The 14,815-nt window shown below is 67.7% G+C and carries 17 protein-coding genes; 8 read left to right on the top strand and 9 right to left on the bottom strand.

Annotated elements, in window-relative coordinates; translation table 11 throughout:
• Positions 1 to 85 precede the first annotated feature (85 nt).
• The 3 genes from G6N18_RS10580 (at position 86) to G6N18_RS10575 (ending at position 1,781) form a co-directional block, all read left to right on the top strand.
• Positions 86 to 481 carry a hypothetical protein gene (locus G6N18_RS10580; protein ID WP_083007289.1) on the top strand — a complete coding sequence of 132 codons (396 nt, stop codon included), beginning with the start codon at positions 86 to 88 and terminating at the stop codon, positions 479 to 481.
• Between the two features lie 128 nt (positions 482 to 609).
• On the top strand, positions 610 to 930 hold the full coding sequence (locus G6N18_RS24535; RefSeq protein WP_244960081.1) for a helix-turn-helix domain-containing protein: 321 nt from the start codon (positions 610 to 612) through the stop codon (positions 928 to 930).
• Positions 867 to 1,781 (top strand): integrase core domain-containing protein, encoded by a 915-nt coding sequence (locus G6N18_RS10575; RefSeq protein WP_244960080.1) that lies wholly within the window; start codon positions 867 to 869, stop codon positions 1,779 to 1,781. Before G6N18_RS24535 ends, G6N18_RS10575 begins: the two co-directional genes overlap by 64 nt.
• An 88-nt stretch (positions 1,782 to 1,869) precedes the next feature.
• Here G6N18_RS10575 and G6N18_RS10570 read toward each other — a convergent pair whose 3' ends face one another.
• The 4 genes from G6N18_RS10570 to sdhC all read right to left on the bottom strand — a co-directional run bounded on the left by G6N18_RS10570 (position 1,870) and on the right by sdhC (position 5,373).
• Complete coding sequence (locus G6N18_RS10570) at positions 1,870 to 2,649, bottom strand: succinate dehydrogenase iron-sulfur subunit (protein ID WP_067225201.1); 780 nt, start codon at positions 2,647 to 2,649, stop codon at positions 1,870 to 1,872.
• Positions 2,649 to 4,403, bottom strand: coding sequence for a succinate dehydrogenase flavoprotein subunit (sdhA, locus tag G6N18_RS10565; RefSeq protein WP_082999780.1), 1,755 nt, complete (start codon positions 4,401 to 4,403; stop codon positions 2,649 to 2,651). Before sdhA ends, G6N18_RS10570 begins: the two co-directional genes overlap by 1 nt.
• Before the next feature lie 14 nt (positions 4,404 to 4,417).
• Positions 4,418 to 4,837, bottom strand: a complete 420-nt coding sequence (locus G6N18_RS10560) for a succinate dehydrogenase hydrophobic membrane anchor subunit (RefSeq protein ID WP_059164153.1) — start codon at positions 4,835 to 4,837, stop codon at positions 4,418 to 4,420.
• Positions 4,838 to 4,932: 95 nt separating this feature from the next.
• The gene (sdhC, locus tag G6N18_RS10555; protein WP_082999779.1) at positions 4,933 to 5,373 is read right to left on the bottom strand and encodes a succinate dehydrogenase, cytochrome b556 subunit; all 441 of its coding nucleotides are present in this window, start codon (positions 5,371 to 5,373) and stop codon (positions 4,933 to 4,935) included.
• 242 nt (positions 5,374 to 5,615) lie between these two features.
• On the opposite strand from sdhC, the gene G6N18_RS10550 reads away from it, so the two are divergent.
• The 4 genes from G6N18_RS10550 to G6N18_RS10535 are packed head-to-tail and all read left to right on the top strand — an operon-like array spanning position 5,616 to position 8,819.
• Entirely contained in the window at positions 5,616 to 6,041 is a 426-nt protein-coding gene (locus tag G6N18_RS10550; protein ID WP_082999778.1) for a cytidine deaminase, read from the top strand.
• Positions 6,041 to 7,345 (top strand): thymidine phosphorylase, encoded by a 1,305-nt coding sequence (locus G6N18_RS10545; protein ID WP_082999777.1) that lies wholly within the window; start codon positions 6,041 to 6,043, stop codon positions 7,343 to 7,345. The genes G6N18_RS10550 and G6N18_RS10545 overlap by 1 nt, the downstream gene beginning before the upstream one ends.
• Before the next feature lie 12 nt (positions 7,346 to 7,357).
• Positions 7,358 to 8,446: an adenosine deaminase gene (locus G6N18_RS10540; protein WP_082999776.1), complete on the top strand. Its 1,089-nt coding sequence runs from the start codon at positions 7,358 to 7,360 to the stop codon at positions 8,444 to 8,446.
• A gap of 25 nt (positions 8,447 to 8,471) precedes the next feature.
• Positions 8,472 to 8,819 (top strand): VOC family protein, encoded by a 348-nt coding sequence (locus G6N18_RS10535; RefSeq protein ID WP_082999995.1) that lies wholly within the window; start codon positions 8,472 to 8,474, stop codon positions 8,817 to 8,819.
• A 2-nt stretch (positions 8,820 to 8,821) separates the two neighbouring features.
• Here G6N18_RS10535 and satS read toward each other — a convergent pair whose 3' ends face one another.
• The 3 genes from satS to G6N18_RS10520 form a co-directional block, all read right to left on the bottom strand.
• Positions 8,822 to 10,099: a protein export chaperone SatS gene (gene satS, locus G6N18_RS10530; protein WP_082999775.1), complete on the bottom strand. Its 1,278-nt coding sequence runs from the start codon at positions 10,097 to 10,099 to the stop codon at positions 8,822 to 8,824.
• 80 nt (positions 10,100 to 10,179) lie between these two features.
• Positions 10,180 to 11,325, bottom strand: a complete 1,146-nt coding sequence (locus G6N18_RS10525; RefSeq protein WP_067225207.1) for a C40 family peptidase — start codon at positions 11,323 to 11,325, stop codon at positions 10,180 to 10,182.
• Between the two features lie 2 nt (positions 11,326 to 11,327).
• Positions 11,328 to 11,618, bottom strand: coding sequence for a type VII secretion target (locus G6N18_RS10520; RefSeq protein WP_082999774.1), 291 nt, complete (start codon positions 11,616 to 11,618; stop codon positions 11,328 to 11,330).
• Between the two features lie 49 nt (positions 11,619 to 11,667).
• On the opposite strand from G6N18_RS10520, the gene upp reads away from it, so the two are divergent.
• Complete coding sequence (upp, locus tag G6N18_RS10515) at positions 11,668 to 12,291, top strand: uracil phosphoribosyltransferase (protein WP_082999773.1); 624 nt, start codon at positions 11,668 to 11,670, stop codon at positions 12,289 to 12,291.
• A 5-nt stretch (positions 12,292 to 12,296) separates the two neighbouring features.
• Here upp and G6N18_RS10510 read toward each other — a convergent pair whose 3' ends face one another.
• The gene (locus G6N18_RS10510) at positions 12,297 to 13,925 is read right to left on the bottom strand and encodes a phospho-sugar mutase (RefSeq protein WP_082999772.1); all 1,629 of its coding nucleotides are present in this window, start codon (positions 13,923 to 13,925) and stop codon (positions 12,297 to 12,299) included.
• 53 nt (positions 13,926 to 13,978) lie between these two features.
• Positions 13,979 to 14,773, bottom strand: coding sequence for a purine-nucleoside phosphorylase (locus G6N18_RS10505; RefSeq protein ID WP_082999771.1), 795 nt, complete (start codon positions 14,771 to 14,773; stop codon positions 13,979 to 13,981).
• Positions 14,774 to 14,815: the final 42 nt, after the last annotated feature.

Raw genomic sequence — 14,815 nt, 5'->3', positions numbered from 1 at the left:
CAAGTCTGTCCAGGCCGGACTTGGCGGACGGTCGGGGTTGTCCTTCTCATTTTCCTGATCAGGTCGGGGAGACGAGGAGTCACACATGGACGTCAAGAAAGTCATCGCACAGGGTGCTGTCGCCGTCGTCCTCGGCGGCGCTGCCATGGGTGCCGTCGCGGTACCCGCGAGCGCCGATCCGGACCGGCACGACCGCGACAACGACGAGTGGGTCGACCGCGACTGGCAGTACCGCGATCGTGACTGGCAGTGGAACCGGTGGAACGACCACGACTGGGACAAGTGGTGGAAGGTCAACAAGTGGCGCAACGACGACCGCCCGCCGTGGGGCTGGGGTCGTCCGCCCGCCGTGCATTGGCGCGGTCATCCGCCGCAGTGGATCGACTACTGGGGCTACCGCGTGCATCCGGTTTGGGATCCGGGCTTCAAGGCGTTCGGCTTCTGGCTCTTCGGAGTCTTCGTCCCGGTGATCATTCTGTAGCGATTTCGGCGCGCTACCAGTCGATCTGTCCTGTTTCGGGACATCGCTGACAGGTGTATGTCTCGGGACATCGCTGACACCTGAGTAGGGCCTGGCCAGGATGGTTCATGGCCCAGAAGGTGACGGCGATGGACATTCTTGTCGCGACGGCATTCGGACAGATTCACAACGTGTCGCAGTTCTGCCGCGATCAGCAGATCAGCCGGCAGACGTTCTACAAGTGGCGCCGCCGCTTCGGTGAGGACGGTCTGGACGGGCTCGAACAGCGTTCGCGCCGGCCCATATCCTCGCCCGGTCAGACCGCGGCCGAGGTCGAAGAAGCGGTGCTGCGCAAACGCAAACAGCTGCTCGAAGCCGGGCTTGATCACGGTCCACAGTCGATCGTGTGGACCCTGCAACGCGAAAACACCCACAGGTGCCGTCGCGGTCGACGGTGTGGCGGATTCTGACCCGCCACGGGGTGATCGTTCCCCAGCCGCAGAAGCGGCCCAAATCGGCGACCAAACGGTTCTGCTTCACCCGGCCCAACGAGTGCTGGCAGTCCGACTGGACACAATGGATGCTCGCCGATGGCGCCGCCGTGGCTATCGCCGGCACCCTGGATGACCATTCCCGGTACCTGCCCGCGCTGCAGGCCGGCACCGGGCACGGCACCGCCGAGTTGGTATGGTCGACGATGTTGGCCGGTATCACCGAATGTGGTGTCCCGGCAATGTCATTGACCGATAACGGCATCGTCTACACCGGCCGACGCAAAGGATATGAGGCGTCGTTCGAGGCCAACCTTCGCGCACTGGGGACACGCACCATCAACTCAACCCCATTTCACCCCCAGACCTGCGGCAAGATCGAACGGTTCTGGCAGACGCTGAAGAAATGGCTATGCGCGCGCCCTGCCCCGGCCACCACCGACGAACTCAACGGACTGCTCAACCAGTTCCGCGACTTCTACAACCACCACCGCCCCCACCGCGCCCTACGCGGGGCCACACCGGCCAAAGCGTTCAACGCCACCGCCAAAGCCCACCCCGCCCAACACCCGCTGCCAGCACCGGTCTTCGTCAGCCGCCATAGCGTCGATGAACAGTCCGGCAACCTCCACGTCAAGCCCTACCGCATCGGAATCGGTCTGCGCTGGGCCGGACACAGCTGCGACGTCATCCGACAAGGCGACCACATCGCCATCTTCAGCGGCACCACCCTGATCCGAGAACTCACCGCCGACGCCACCCGCTACCACCAGCGGTGCGCACCCAACACCCGGACCTACCGCACCCGCGAACCAAAACCGGCATCATGAGTGTCAGCGATGACCCGAGACATAACTGTCAGCGATGTCCCGAGACACCACAAGTCGATCAGCGATCACCAGCGCGCCGAAATCACGACTAGCGGGCGAACATCAGCGCGCGCTTGACCTCCTGGATCGCCTGGGTGACCTGGATACCGCGCGGACACGACTCGGTGCAGTTGAACGTGGTGCGACAGCGCCACACGCCGTCGACCTCGTTGAGGATGTCGAGTCGCTCGGCGGCGGCCTCGTCGCGGCTGTCGAAGATGAACCGGTGTGCGTTGACGATCGCGGCGGGACCGAAGTAGCTGCCTTCGCTCCAGTAGATCGGGCAGCTGGTGGTGCAGCACGCGCACAGGATGCACTTGGTGGTGTCGTCGTAGCGGGCGCGGTCGGTCTGGCTCTGGATGCGCTCGCGAGTCGGCGGGTTGCCGCTGGTGATCAGGTAGGGCTTGATCGCGCGATAGGCGTCGAAGAACGGCTCCATGTCGACCACGAGGTCCTTTTCCACGGGCAGTCCGCGGATCGGCTCGATTGTGATGGTGAGCTGCTTTTTCGGATTCTTCGGCAGCATGTCGCGCATCAGCACCTTGCACGCCAGCCGGTTGACGCCGTTGATCCGCATCGCGTCCGAGCCGCACACGCCGTGCGCGCACGACCGCCGGAACGTCAACGTGCCGTCCAGATACCACTTGACGTAGTGCAGCAGGTTGAGCAGCCGGTCGGTGGGCAGGGACGGCACCCGGAAGCTCTGCCAGCCGGCTGAATCCGGGTCCTCGGGGTTGAACCGGGCGATCTTCAGCGTCACCATCACCGCGCCCTCCGGCACGGGAGGGGTTGATGCCTCAGCCTTTTCGACGTCGGGCGTGATCGTCATCAGTACTTCCGTTCCATCGGCTCATACCGGGTCTGCACCACCGGCTTGTAGTCCAACCGGATGTCGGACAGCAGGTCCGTGCCCTGCTTGTACGCCATGGTGTGGCGCATGTAGTTGGTGTCGTCGCGGTTGGGGTAGTCCTCGCGGGCGTGCCCGCCGCGGGACTCCTTGCGGTTCAGCGCCCCGACGACGGTGACCTCGGCGAGCTCCAGCAGGAAGCCCAGCTCGATCGCCTCGAGCAGATCGCTGTTGTAACGCTTTCCCTTGTCCTGCACCGTGATCCGCGCGTAACGCTCCTTGAGCGCATGGATGTCGGTCAGCGCCTGCTTGAGCGTCTCCTCGGTGCGGAACACCGCGGCGTTGTTGTCCATCGACTGCTGCAGCGCGCCGCGGATGTCGGCGACGCGCTCGTTGCCGTGTTCGGACAGGATGTCGCCGACCCAGTCGACCACCATGCCCGCCGGGTTGTCCGGCATGTCGACGTGATCGTGGCCCAGCGCGTAATTGGCCGCGGCGATACCCGCGCGACGGCCGAACACGTTGATGTCCAGCAGCGAGTTGGTGCCCAGTCGGTTGGCGCCGTGAACGGATACGCACGCGCATTCGCCGGCGGCGTACAGGCCAGGGATGATCGTCGTGTTGTCCCGCAGCACCTGGCCGTTGACCGTCGTCGGGATGCCACCCATGACGTAGTGGCACGTCGGATAGACCGGCACCAGTTCCTTGACCGGGTCGACGCCGAGGTAGGTGCGGGCGAACTCGGTGATGTCGGGCAGTTTCGCCTCGAGCACGTCCTCGCCGAGGTGGCGTACGTCGATGTAGACATAGTCCTTGTTCGGACCCGCGCCGCGGCCCTCGAGCACCTCGAGCACCATCGACCGGGCGACGATGTCGCGGGGCGCGAGGTCGACGATGGTCGGCGCGTAGCGCTCCATGAACCGCTCGCCCTCGCCGTTGAGCAGTCGGCCGCCCTCACCGCGCACGGCCTCGGAGATCAGGATGCCCAGACCGGCCAGCCCCGTCGGGTGGAACTGGTGAAACTCCATGTCCTCCAACGGAAGTCCCTTGCGGAACACGATGCCGAGGCCGTCGCCGGTGAGGGTGTGGGCGTTTGAGGTGGTCTTGTACATCCGGCCCGACCCGCCGGTGGCGAACACGATCGCCTTGGCGTGGAAGATGTGGATGTCGCCGGTCGCCAATTCATACGCGATCACGCCGGTGGCGACGGGTCCGGAGTTCGTCTCGGTGATCGCGATGTCCAGCGCGTAGAACTCGTTGAAGAACTCGACGTCGTGCTTGACGCAGTTCTGGTACAGCGTCTGCAGGATCATGTGGCCGGTGCGGTCGGCGGCATAGCAGGCCCGGCGCACCGGAGCCTTACCGTGGTCGCGGGTGTGCCCGCCGAACCGGCGCTGGTCGATGCGGCCCTCGGGGGTTCGGTTGAACGGCATCCCCATCTTCTCGAGGTCGAGCACCGCGTCGATGGCCTCACGGCACATGATCTCGACCGCATCCTGGTCGGCGAGGTAGTCGCCGCCCTTGACGGTGTCGAACGTGTGCCACTCCCAGTTGTCCTCTTCGACGTTGGCCAGCGCCGCGCACATGCCACCCTGCGCCGCACCGGTGTGGCTGCGGGTCGGGTACAGCTTGGTCAGCACCGCCGTGCGGGCCCGCGGGCCGGCCTCGACCGCGGCGCGCATGCCGGCCCCGCCCGCGCCGACGATCACGACGTCGTAGCGATGTTCAACAATCATTTACAGACTCGCCCTCATGAGATGTTCGCATCGAAGGTGACCAGTACGTAGCTGCCCAGCACCAGGGTGAACCCGGTGGCCAACAGCAGCAGCGAGTTCAGCCAGAACTTCGTGGTGTTCTTGCGCGCGTAGTCGCCGATGATGGTGCGCAGGCCGTTGGCGCCGTGCAGTTGGGCCAGCCACAGTAGCGCCATGTCCCAGATCTGCCAGAACGGCGAGGCCCAGCGCTCGGCGACGTAGTTGAAGTCGATGCGGTAGACCCCGTCCTCCCACATCAGCATCACGAACAGGTGGCCGAGCGCGAGAAAGACCAGAGCGACACCCGAAAAACGCATGAACAGCCAGGCGTACTTCTCGAAGTACGGAATGCCGCGGGGTCGCCGTGGCGCCCGTGGGTGGTCCAGGCCGGCCGGCCGGTCGTGCTCCTTCTCCATCACCGGTGCGATGCGTCCCTCGCGGTGGTGCGGAGTCCAGGCCTTCTCCGCCGCCTTTGCGGGCGACTTTTCGGTCGCCCCGCCCGTCGGCGCGCTCACAGGAACCGCTCCGCCATGTGCATCCCGATCACACCGAGCGACGGGATGAAGACCGCCAGAAAGACGCCGATGACGATCCACAGCATCACCCGCTGGTAGCGCGCACCGTGCTGCCAGAAGTCGATCAGGATGACCCGGATCCCGTTGAGGGCGTGATAGAGGACTGCGACGACGAGGCCGATCTCCATCAGCCCGATCAGCGGGGTCTTGTAGGTCTCGATGACCTCGTTGTAGGCCTGCGGGCTCACGCGCACCAGCGCGGTGTCGAGCACGTGGACGAACAGGAAGAAGAAGATCGTCGCGCCAGTGATGCGGTGAAGGACCCAGGACCACATCGCGGGATCGCCGCGGTAAAGGGTGCGCCTGCGCGGCGGGCGCGATCGTGGAGCCGGCACCGCCGGGCCTCCGGGTGCCAGCCCGGAAGTTTGAGTACTCATCTGGCCTCCAACGCCTTCGGTGGACGATTGGGCTTTCGAGCTGCACCGGGCGGCGAGTTCGGTCCGGTTCGCGCACTTCACCCAAACCTCGGGGCGACTCTAAACCCAGTTGTACTGCTAAACGAACTACGGTTTAGCCGTCGATGTCCTGAAAAACGCCGAAGTTAGGGTTACCTATGTAGGGTCCCGGCTTCGGACGCGGGACTTCGGAATGCATTCAGAATCGGCCCGGCGGGGGTGGCATGACGACTGATATTGACTGGAAGATACTGCAGCACAAGGCAATTGAAGTCACAAGGACCGCCTATGCGCCGTATTCGGGCTTCCCCGTGGGCGCGGCGGCGTTGGTCGATGACGGTCGCGTGGTCGCCGGCTGCAATGTGGAAAATGTCTCATATGGTCTAGGTCTCTGTGCCGAGTGCGCGGTGGTCTGCAACCTGCATTCCAGCGGGGGCGGACGGCTTGTCGCGCTGTCGTGTGTCGACACGGCGGGCCAGGTGCTGATGCCGTGCGGGCGATGCCGCCAAGTGCTGCTGGAGCACGGCGGGCCGGAAATGCTCATCGACCATCCGCAGGGCCCGCGGCCGCTGGGCGACCTGCTGCCCGACGCGTTCGGACCGCAGGATCTCGCCCGGCCGGGTCGCGGTTCGGGCGGGGAAACTCCGTGATGCAGTTCACATTTGACGCGCCGACGGTGATCCGGATGAAGCGCGACGGCGGGACGCTCCCGGATGCGGCGATCGACTGGGTCATCGACGCATACACCCATGGCCGGGTGGCCGACGAGCAGATGTCGGCGCTGTTGATGGCGATATTCCTGCGGGGGATGACTCCGGCCGAGATCGCCCAGTGGACTGCGGCCATGGTGAACTCCGGCGAACGGTTGGACTTCACCGATCTTCGTCGCGGTGGCAAGCCACTCGCGTTGGTGGACAAGCACTCAACCGGTGGAGTGGGCGACAAGATCACCATTCCGTTGGTACCGGTGGTGATGGCCTGCGGCGGTGCGGTGCCACAGGCCGCGGGGCGTGGGCTCGGCCACACCGGCGGCACCCTCGACAAGCTCGAGTCCATCCCCGGGTTCACCGCCGAGATCTCCAAAAGCCAGATTCGGCAACAACTTTGCGATCTCGGCGCCGCGATCTTCGCGGCAGGTGAGCTGGCCCCTGCGGACCGCAAGATCTATGCGCTGCGCGACATCACCGCCACCACCGAGTCGCTGCCGCTCATCGCCAGTTCGGTGATGAGCAAGAAGATCGCCGAGGGCACCCGGGCGCTGGTGCTCGACACCAAGGTGGGTTCGGGCGCGTTCCTCAAGACCGAGAAGGAATCGCGGGAGCTGGCCCGCACGATGGTCGAGCTGGGGACCTCGCACGGCCTGACGACCAGCGCGCTGCTGACCGACATGTCGACGCCGCTGGGCCGCGCTGTCGGCAACCTGGTGGAGGTGACCGAATCGATGGATGTGCTCGCCGGCGGCGGGCCGAGCGACGTCGTGGAGCTCACCTTGGCGCTGGCCGCCGAGATGCTCGACGCCGCGGGCATCGACGGCGTGGATCCGGCCCAGACGCTGCGGGACGGCTCGGCGATGGACAGGTTCCGCGCCCTGGTCGCGGCGCAGGGCGGCAATCTGAGCCAGCCGTTGCGGCTCCGTACCTCTGTCGAAACCATCACGGCACCTCGCAATGGCACGATGGGGGACATCGACGCGATGGCGGTGGGTCTGGCGGTGTGGCGACTCGGTGCGGGCCGCTCGGTTCCTGGTGAGCGGGTGCAGTCCGGTGCCGGATTGCTCATTCACCGGCGTCCCGGCGAGCCGGTCAGCGCGGGTCAAGCGCTATTCACCTTGAGCACCGAGACGCCGGAACGCTTCGAGGCCGCGATCGCCGAATTGGACGGCGCATGGAGCGTCGGCGATGCCGCACCGCCGGCGCGCCCACTGATCATCGACCGAATCACGAGCGGAGACTGACCGGAGAGCGACATGACGACGCCGCTGACGATGGACTCGATCAGGCAAGCGCCCAAGGCGCTGCTGCATGACCACCTGGACGGCGGCCTGCGACCGGCCACCGTCCTGGAACTGGCCGAGGCGACGGGTTACGGCGACCTGCCCGCGTCCGACGTCGATGAACTCGCAACGTTCTTCCGCACCGCTGCACACAGCGGGTCGCTGGTGCGCTACCTGGAGCCGTTCGCGCACACCGTCGGCGTCATGCAGACTCCGGAGGCCCTGCACCGGGTGGCCTACGAGTGCGTCGAGGACCTCGCCGCCGACAACGTCGTGTACGCGGAGATCCGGTTCGCGCCGGAACTGCACATCGACGCGGGCCTGTCATTGGACGCGGTGGTCGACGCGGTGATGGCCGGGTTCGCCGAAGGCGAGAAGGCGGCCAGCGCCGAAGGGCGGGCCATCACCGTACGCTGCCTGGTGACGGCGATGCGGCACGCGGCCCGCTCACTCGAGATCGCCGAACTCGCAATCCGGTTCCGCGACAAGGGTGTCGTCGGCTTCGACATCGCCGGCGCGGAAGCCGGCTACCCGCCGACGCGGCACCTCGACGCGTTCGAGTACATGCGAAACAACAACGCGCGCTTCACGATCCACGCGGGCGAGGCGTTCGGGCTGCCGTCAATCCACGAGGCGATCGCGTTCTGCGGAGCCGACCGCCTGGGCCACGGCGTGCGAATCGTCGACGACATCACCGTCGCACCCGACGGCACCGCGCAACTGGGCAGGCTCGCAGCGCTGTTGCGCGACAAGCGGGTTCCGTTCGAGATGTGCCCGTCGTCGAACGTGCAGACCGGCGCGGTCGCCAGCATCGGCGAGCATCCGTTCGATCTGCTGGCGCGGCTGCGGTTCCGCGTCACGGTCAACACCGACAACCGGCTGATGAGCGACACCACGATGAGCCAGGAGATGCTGCGGCTGGTCGAGACTTTCGGCTACGGCTGGAGCGACCTGCAGCGGTTCACCATCAACGCGATGAAGTCGGCGTTCATCTCGTTCGACGAGCGCCTGTCGATCATCGACGACGTGATCAAGCCGCGCTACGCCGTGCTCATCGGCTGAGGTGCACTCGGCGTACGGTAGCCGCATGATCACCGGGGCCCACGTCATCGTCTACAGCCGCGACGCCGAAGCGGACCGGGCGTTCTTCCGCGACGTGCTCGAGTATCCGAACGTCGACGCCGGCGGAGGCTGGTTGATCTTCAAGCTGCCGCCCGCAGAGGTCGCCGTTCACCCGGCCGAGGAAGCGAGCGCGCACAAGTTGTATCTGATGTGCGACGACGTCACCGCCACCGTCGAACGACTGTCGGACAAGGGGATCGCCTGCGGACCGGTCACTGACCAGGGCTGGGGCCTGTTGACCACCATCGCACTGCCCGGCGGCGGAGAGCTCGGTCTGTATGAGCCACGCCACCCGAAAGCAACTGAGCTGTAACGCTACTCGGGGCGGAGCCGGGACTCGACAAACGCCTCCAATGCCTCCCACTGCTCGACGGCCTTGGCGTACGGCGGCTTCGGCGCGCGGACCTTGTCGGTCTCCAGAACATGGGCGACGAGCCGGCCCAGCGGCTGATCGGGGTCGAGTGCCTGGTCGACCGTCGAGTCCTCGGAGTAGTCGCCGACGTCCCTGAGCAGTTCGACGGCGAGTTCCAACTGGTCGCGGTCCAGCGCATCGGGTCCCTCGGCGAGGTCGTCGACGATGCCGGTGAGTACATAGACGTTGTCGTCGGTGATGTCGACCTGCAGCGAGCCGTCGGTGGCAGCCGTGCGGATGTCGTCATAGGTGGCCAGACCGGACAGGTCGTGATCGTGCTCGTCGGCCAGATAGCGCGCCAGCGCCCGCTCCGAGCCGAAGACGCTGATGCGGCCGTTGCGACCGAGGAAGACCGGCCGGTCCTCCAGATAGCAGCGCAGCGTGTAATAGGTGCCCGCGCTCGTCATCAACCGCACCGGGTCGATGCCGACCTTGAGCCAGAAGTCCTCGTCGCTGCCCAGCACCTGGCTCTGCGCCTGGGCGGCCAGCGCGTCGGGTTCGTCCGTGCGGTCCTCTTCACCTTCGGCGTCCTCAGTGGCGTCGACCTCGTCGACCGACTCTTCCTCCGGTTCCGGCTCCGGCGCCGGCTCGGCCAACTCCGCCTCCGCCTTCTTCACGGCGTCCGCGTCGACGTCCGGTGTGGTGATCACTTCGTCGAGCGCGTCGACGACGTTGTCCCAACCTCTGGCGATCACGGCCTCGATCGCGGCCCACTGTTTGCGCCCCCGGCGTCCGGAGAATGTGTCGATTCCACCACCGAGCGTGCCCAGCACCGGGTTGCCGTTGAAGAATTTGGCGACCGCCGGCAGCTCACACACCGATCCGAGCGCCGAGACGACCGCCAGGGTCCGGTGCAATTGCCGCACCGACTCTTCGGTGGCCTTCTCGGAGACGATGTCCGGCACGCCGACGACGTCGTACTGGTGTTCCTCGGCCGGATCGAGCCGGTGGGCATTGGCTTCGGTGACCTTGTCCCATGCTGGGTGGTCGACGAGGTCGTTGTCCTTGTTGGTCCTGACGAATGCGACCAGGTCGGCGACCGACTCGAGCCCGTACAGATCCTCGTCCTTGCCGAGGAAGGCCTCCCACTCGTCGGCGCCATCGCGCCAGCGTGGAGCCCATAACGTGTACAGGTCGCCCTTGGTCAAGCCGAGCCGGATCGGCACGATGTCAGCAGCCATGGCGGACAGCCTAAAGCGTGTCGAACAACTGACTGCGGTCGAGTCGCTGGAGGAGTAGGGCGATCTGGCTGAGGTACCGCCTACGCCGTCGGACGCCAGAACCCCTGAAACCCCTGTCCAGCGTTGCTGGTCCGGATCGATGACAGTTGAACCGGGTCACCCGCCTCGATCATCTGGCCGTTTCCGACGACCATCGCGACGTGACCGTCCCACACCGCGAGGTCGCCCGGCCGCAAATCGCCCGCCGCGACCGGCGCGCCGATGTCCTGCTCCTGCGCGAGCCGCGGAAGATTCAGTCCCGCTTCCGAATACGCCCACTGGGTGAGACCGCTGCAATCGAGGCCGACCCCTGGCATGGTGCCGCCCCAGTCGTACGGCACTCCCAACTGCGTCAGGGCATGCCGAACAGCGCTCGCCGCCACCGCGTTCGGCGCCGTCGCCGTGCTGCCGTCCGGGAGCCGCACCGCGACACCATCCCCGAAGGTCGCGGCATCCGGCGTCGGGACAGGAGCTTCCGGTCGGGAGAGTTCGGCGATGTCGCGCACCAGAGAACCGAGCCCACCTGCGCTGGAGCTCAGGCCGCCCGCATTCGTGCCGAGCCCACCTGCGCTGGAGCCCAGGCCGCCGGCGCTGGAGCCGAGCCCACCTGCGCTTCCCATCGGACTCATGGGCGCACCAAAGCCCGACGGTGCGGTTCCGACGGCGCCGGCCGGGGTCGTCGACGCTGGAGCCGGCGCGCCCGCGACGATCCCGGCGGCGTGTCCGTCTAGCTCGGCCCGCAACTGGTCGACAACCGCGGCGGCCTCGGCCAGCGACCGCCGTGCCTCGGCCATCAGCTCCTCGGTCACGCCAGGCGAGTCGAGGTACGGCTCCAGCGCGGCCGCTCGGGCCTCGAAGGCGCCCACGATGTCGCGTAGGCGCTGATGAGCGCGCGCCACCGCCGCATCGGCGGCATCCGCCGACTCGCCGAGGCGCCCTACCCGTCCCGCGAGTTCTTCTGTCTGCGCGGCGGTCGCTGTGACGACGCGCTCGGCCGCGTCGGCGCCAAAGCCGGTCCAGTGCGGGGCCGCGCGTCGCCAGGCCTGGCTCGTCGACGCCGAGACCTCATGCAGCGCGTTGCGCACATCGTGCAGAGCGGTCGCCAGCTCGGCCCCCGAGCCGGGCCCGACCAGCGACTGAAGCTCCCGCAGGGGCGCCGTCAGCGCGGCCACCAACGCACTCGGCATCGTCAGACGCCGCTGACCCGTGCGCCCGCGCGATCGTCGGCGTCGTCGTAGGCGAGCGCCGTCCGGTATGCGGCGTCACCGCTCGCCGATACCCGGTCCTGCAACACGGCGACTTCGCGGGCCCCGTGCGCGACGGCTTCGGCCAGCGCCGCGAGGAACGGCTCGCCGATCGGACCGAACGCCGCCGCAGGCGTGGGGGCGCTCGCCAGTTTCGAAGCGATGGCGGCGAGTTCGTCGGCGTGCGTGGAGTTCGCTGCGGCCAGGGTGCGGATGGCGTCGGTATCGGCGTGCATGTCGTTAGGACGCGCCGCGACCGGCCTCGGTTCCCGTTAAGGTCGCCCAATGGATGTGCGCGTCGTCGACCACCCGCTCGCGGCCGCACGACTGACGACTTTGCGCGACGCCACGACGGACAACGCCGTCTTCCGTGCGGCCTTGCGCGACCTCACGCTGATGCTGGTCTACGAGGCGACCCGGGACGCCGCCGTCGAGACCGTTCCGGTGCGCACCCCGCTGGCCGAAACCACCGGATGCCGACTGGCCAACCCGCCGTTGCTCGTCCCGGTGCTGCGTGCCGGCCTGGGCATGGTCGACCAGGCCCACGTGCTGATCCCCGAGGCACGCGTCGGCTTCGTCGGTGTCGCCCGCAACGAGGAAACCCATCAACCGACGCCGTATCTGGAGTCGCTGCCCGACGACCTGAGCACCCAGCCGGTGTTCGTGCTCGACCCGATGCTGGCGACCGGCGGTTCGATGCTGCACACGGTCGAGTTGCTGCATGCGCGCAACGCCGTCGACATCACGGCGATCTGCGTCGTCGTCGCCCCGGAAGGCCTGGCCGCGGTGGAGAAGGCGGCACCGAACATCCGGCTGATCACCGCGACCATCGACGAATGCCTCAACGACATCGCCTACATCGTGCCCGGCCTCGGCGACGCGGGGGACCGGCAGTTCGGCCCGCGCTAGAACCGCTAGAACCGCGAGCAGACGGCGGCCACCTCGTCCTGCACCCGCCGCGCCCGCTCCCGCGCGGCTGCCAGATCCGCGACGTCGCTGCAGCGCACCTCGATGTAGGACTTGACCTTCGGTTCGGTACCCGACGGGCGCACCACCACCCGCACCGCGATGTCGTCGTCACCGCCGGTGAGGAGCAGGGCGTCGGTGCCGTCATCGGGTGCCAGATCGGTGACGGCGACCTCGTATCCGCCGAGGCGCTCGGGTGGCGTCTCACGCAGGTGCGTCATCACCGCGTTCGCCTCCTGCCTGTCCTCGACGGGTCGAGTGACCGCGGTCGTGGTGTGCACGCCGTGTCGGCTGGCCAGGTCGTCGAGCGCGTCGAGCAGGGTGTGCCCGCGGTCGCGCAGCGCCGATATCAGATCGCAGACCAACACCGCCGCGCTGATGCCGTCCTTGTCGCGCACGGCGGACGGATCGACGCAGTGTCCGATCGCCTCCTCGTACGCGTACACCAACGTGCAACCCGGCAGGTCGACGTCGGCGCGCGACAGCCACTTGAACCCGGTGGGCGTTTCGACGTGGCGTGCCCCCTGCGCCCGCGCGATCGCCGACAGCATGCGCGACGAAACCAGCGAACTGGCCACCACCGTAGCTTCGGTCACCGCCCCGGGCTCAACCTGTGACAAGATGTAATCGCCCAGCAGCCAACCGGTTTCGTCGCCGGAGAGCATGCGCCAACCGTCCGGCGTCGGCACGCCGACCGCGCACCGATCGGCGTCGGGATCCAACGCGATCGCAACCTCGGCGTCGACGTCGGCGGCCAGTTTCAGCACCGCTTCGACGGCCTCGGGTTCCTCCGGATTCGCCGAGGTCACCGTGGGGAAGTCGGCGTCCGGCGCGAACTGGTCTTCCACGACATGCACGTCGGGAAAGCCGGCTCGCACGAACGCGTCGAGGGCGAACTCCCCGCCCACCCCGTGCAATGGGGTGAACGCCACCCGCACCGACCCGTGGGTGTGCCGGACGTTCGCCGCGCGTTCGACGTAGCGCTGCACTTCGTCGACGCCGCCCCGCTCGACTGCCTGCCGCGCAATCTCGTCGGCGTGCGGCGCCTCGGCCATGGCCTGCTCGATCTCGCGGTCGGTCGGCGTGATGATCGGGAAGCCGCCGCCGAAGAACACCTTGAAGCCGTTGTCGGACGGGGGGTTGTGCGAGGCGGTGATCTGGATGCCCGCGGCGGCGGGCCGGTGGCGCACGGCGAATGCGACGATCGGAGTGGGCACGGCGGTGAAGAAGAGCGTGACGGGAAACCCTTGCGCGGCAAGCACTTCGGCGGCGGCAAGCGCGAATCCGTCGGACCCGTGCCGGGCGTCGCGGCCCACGATGACGTCCTGGCCGCCCAAGCCCCGGTCCTGAAGCACCTTGCCGACCGCCCAGCTGGCGCGCAGCACGACGGCCAGGTTCATGCCGCTGGGGCCGCCGCGCAGTGGTCCGCGCAGACCAGCGGTGCCGAACGTCAGCGGGTGTGCGAATCGCTTTTCGAGCTCTTCTTGGGAACACTCCGAGAGCTCGGCGGCGGTCTGGGGATCGGGATCGTGAGAGATCCACTCCTGCGCGGTACTTGTCGCCGGCGACGCAGTCATGGCGCTAGTGTGCCCACTTTCCCGTCGGCATATTCCAGCGACGCGCGTCGGTGTCAGAGCCGCGCGACGACCGCGGCAAGCAGCGCGCCCATCCGCGTCGCCGACCGACGGCCCGCCTCCAAGACCTCTTCGTGGTTCAGCGGTCGGCCCGTCATCCCCGCAGCGAGGTTGGTCACCAGCGACACTCCGAGCACCTGAGCGCCGGCCTCCCGCGCGGCGATGGTCTCGTGCACGGTCGACATGCCGACCAGATCCGCACCCAGCGTGCGCAACATCCGGATCTCCGCAGGTGTCTCGTACTGCGGCCCCGCCAGCCCGGCGTAGACGCCGTCGGCCAGCGCAGGGTCGATCTCGCGGGCGATGCCGCGCAGCCGCGGCGAGTACGCGTCGACCATGTCGACGAACCGCGGCCCCACCAGCGGCGAGCGGCCCGTCAGGTTGAGGTGGTCGCTGATCAGCACCGGTTGGCCCACCGCGAACTCCTCGCGCAGGCCGCCGGCGGCGTTGGTCAGCACCACCGTGTGCACGCCGCTCGCGCAGGCGGCGCGCACCGGATGCACGACGTGGCGCAGGTCGTGCCCCTCGTAGGCGTGGATGCGGCCCACGTACACCAGCACCCGGTGGTCGGCGATGCGCATCGACAACAACTGGCCGCCGTGTCCCTCCGCCGCGGGCGGCGTGAACCCCGGCAGCTCGGCGACCGGCACGACAGCCACCGGGTCACCCAGCGGTTCGACCGCCGGTGCCCAGCCCGAACCGAGGACGACCGCGACGTCGTGGCGGTCGACGCCGGTGCGTTCGCCGATGGCGGCCGCCGATTCGGCAGCCAAGGCCTGCGCATCGGTCACAGTGCGGGAGCTTATCTGTCGGCTCCGGCGCGCGGCCGCAGT

This window comes from Mycolicibacterium celeriflavum (assembly GCF_010731795.1).
Lineage (GTDB): Bacteria > Actinomycetota > Actinomycetes > Mycobacteriales > Mycobacteriaceae > Mycobacterium > Mycobacterium celeriflavum.
The sequence above is the reverse complement of the archived record's forward strand: the minus strand, read 5'-3'. Positions and strand labels throughout refer to the sequence as shown.

Bases quoted from the DNA above. Each gene is read 5' to 3' on its own strand.
- G6N18_RS10550 (WP_082999778.1), top strand. From the start codon at position 5,616: ATGACGACTGATATTGACTGGAAGATACTGCAGCACAAGGCAATTGAA.
- satS (WP_082999775.1), bottom strand. From the start codon at position 10,099: ATGGCTGCTGACATCGTGCCGATCCGGCTCGGCTTGACCAAGGGCGAC.
- G6N18_RS10545 (WP_082999777.1), top strand. From the start codon at position 6,041: ATGCAGTTCACATTTGACGCGCCGACGGTGATCCGGATGAAGCGCGAC.
- G6N18_RS10520 (WP_082999774.1), bottom strand. From the start codon at position 11,618: ATGCACGCCGATACCGACGCCATCCGCACCCTGGCCGCAGCGAACTCC.
- G6N18_RS10580 (WP_083007289.1), top strand. From the start codon at position 86: ATGGACGTCAAGAAAGTCATCGCACAGGGTGCTGTCGCCGTCGTCCTC.
- G6N18_RS10570 (WP_067225201.1), bottom strand. From the start codon at position 2,649: ATGACGATCACGCCCGACGTCGAAAAGGCTGAGGCATCAACCCCTCCC.
- upp (WP_082999773.1), top strand. From the start codon at position 11,668: ATGGATGTGCGCGTCGTCGACCACCCGCTCGCGGCCGCACGACTGACG.
- G6N18_RS10510 (WP_082999772.1), bottom strand. From the start codon at position 13,925: ATGACTGCGTCGCCGGCGACAAGTACCGCGCAGGAGTGGATCTCTCAC.
- sdhC (WP_082999779.1), bottom strand. From the start codon at position 5,373: ATGAGTACTCAAACTTCCGGGCTGGCACCCGGAGGCCCGGCGGTGCCG.
- G6N18_RS10560 (WP_059164153.1), bottom strand. From the start codon at position 4,837: ATGGAGAAGGAGCACGACCGGCCGGCCGGCCTGGACCACCCACGGGCG.
- G6N18_RS10525 (WP_067225207.1), bottom strand. From the start codon at position 11,325: ATGCCGAGTGCGTTGGTGGCCGCGCTGACGGCGCCCCTGCGGGAGCTT.
- sdhA (WP_082999780.1), bottom strand. From the start codon at position 4,403: ATGATTGTTGAACATCGCTACGACGTCGTGATCGTCGGCGCGGGCGGG.
- G6N18_RS10535 (WP_082999995.1), top strand. From the start codon at position 8,472: ATGATCACCGGGGCCCACGTCATCGTCTACAGCCGCGACGCCGAAGCG.
- G6N18_RS24535 (WP_244960081.1), top strand. From the start codon at position 610: ATGGACATTCTTGTCGCGACGGCATTCGGACAGATTCACAACGTGTCG.
- G6N18_RS10540 (WP_082999776.1), top strand. From the start codon at position 7,358: ATGACGACGCCGCTGACGATGGACTCGATCAGGCAAGCGCCCAAGGCG.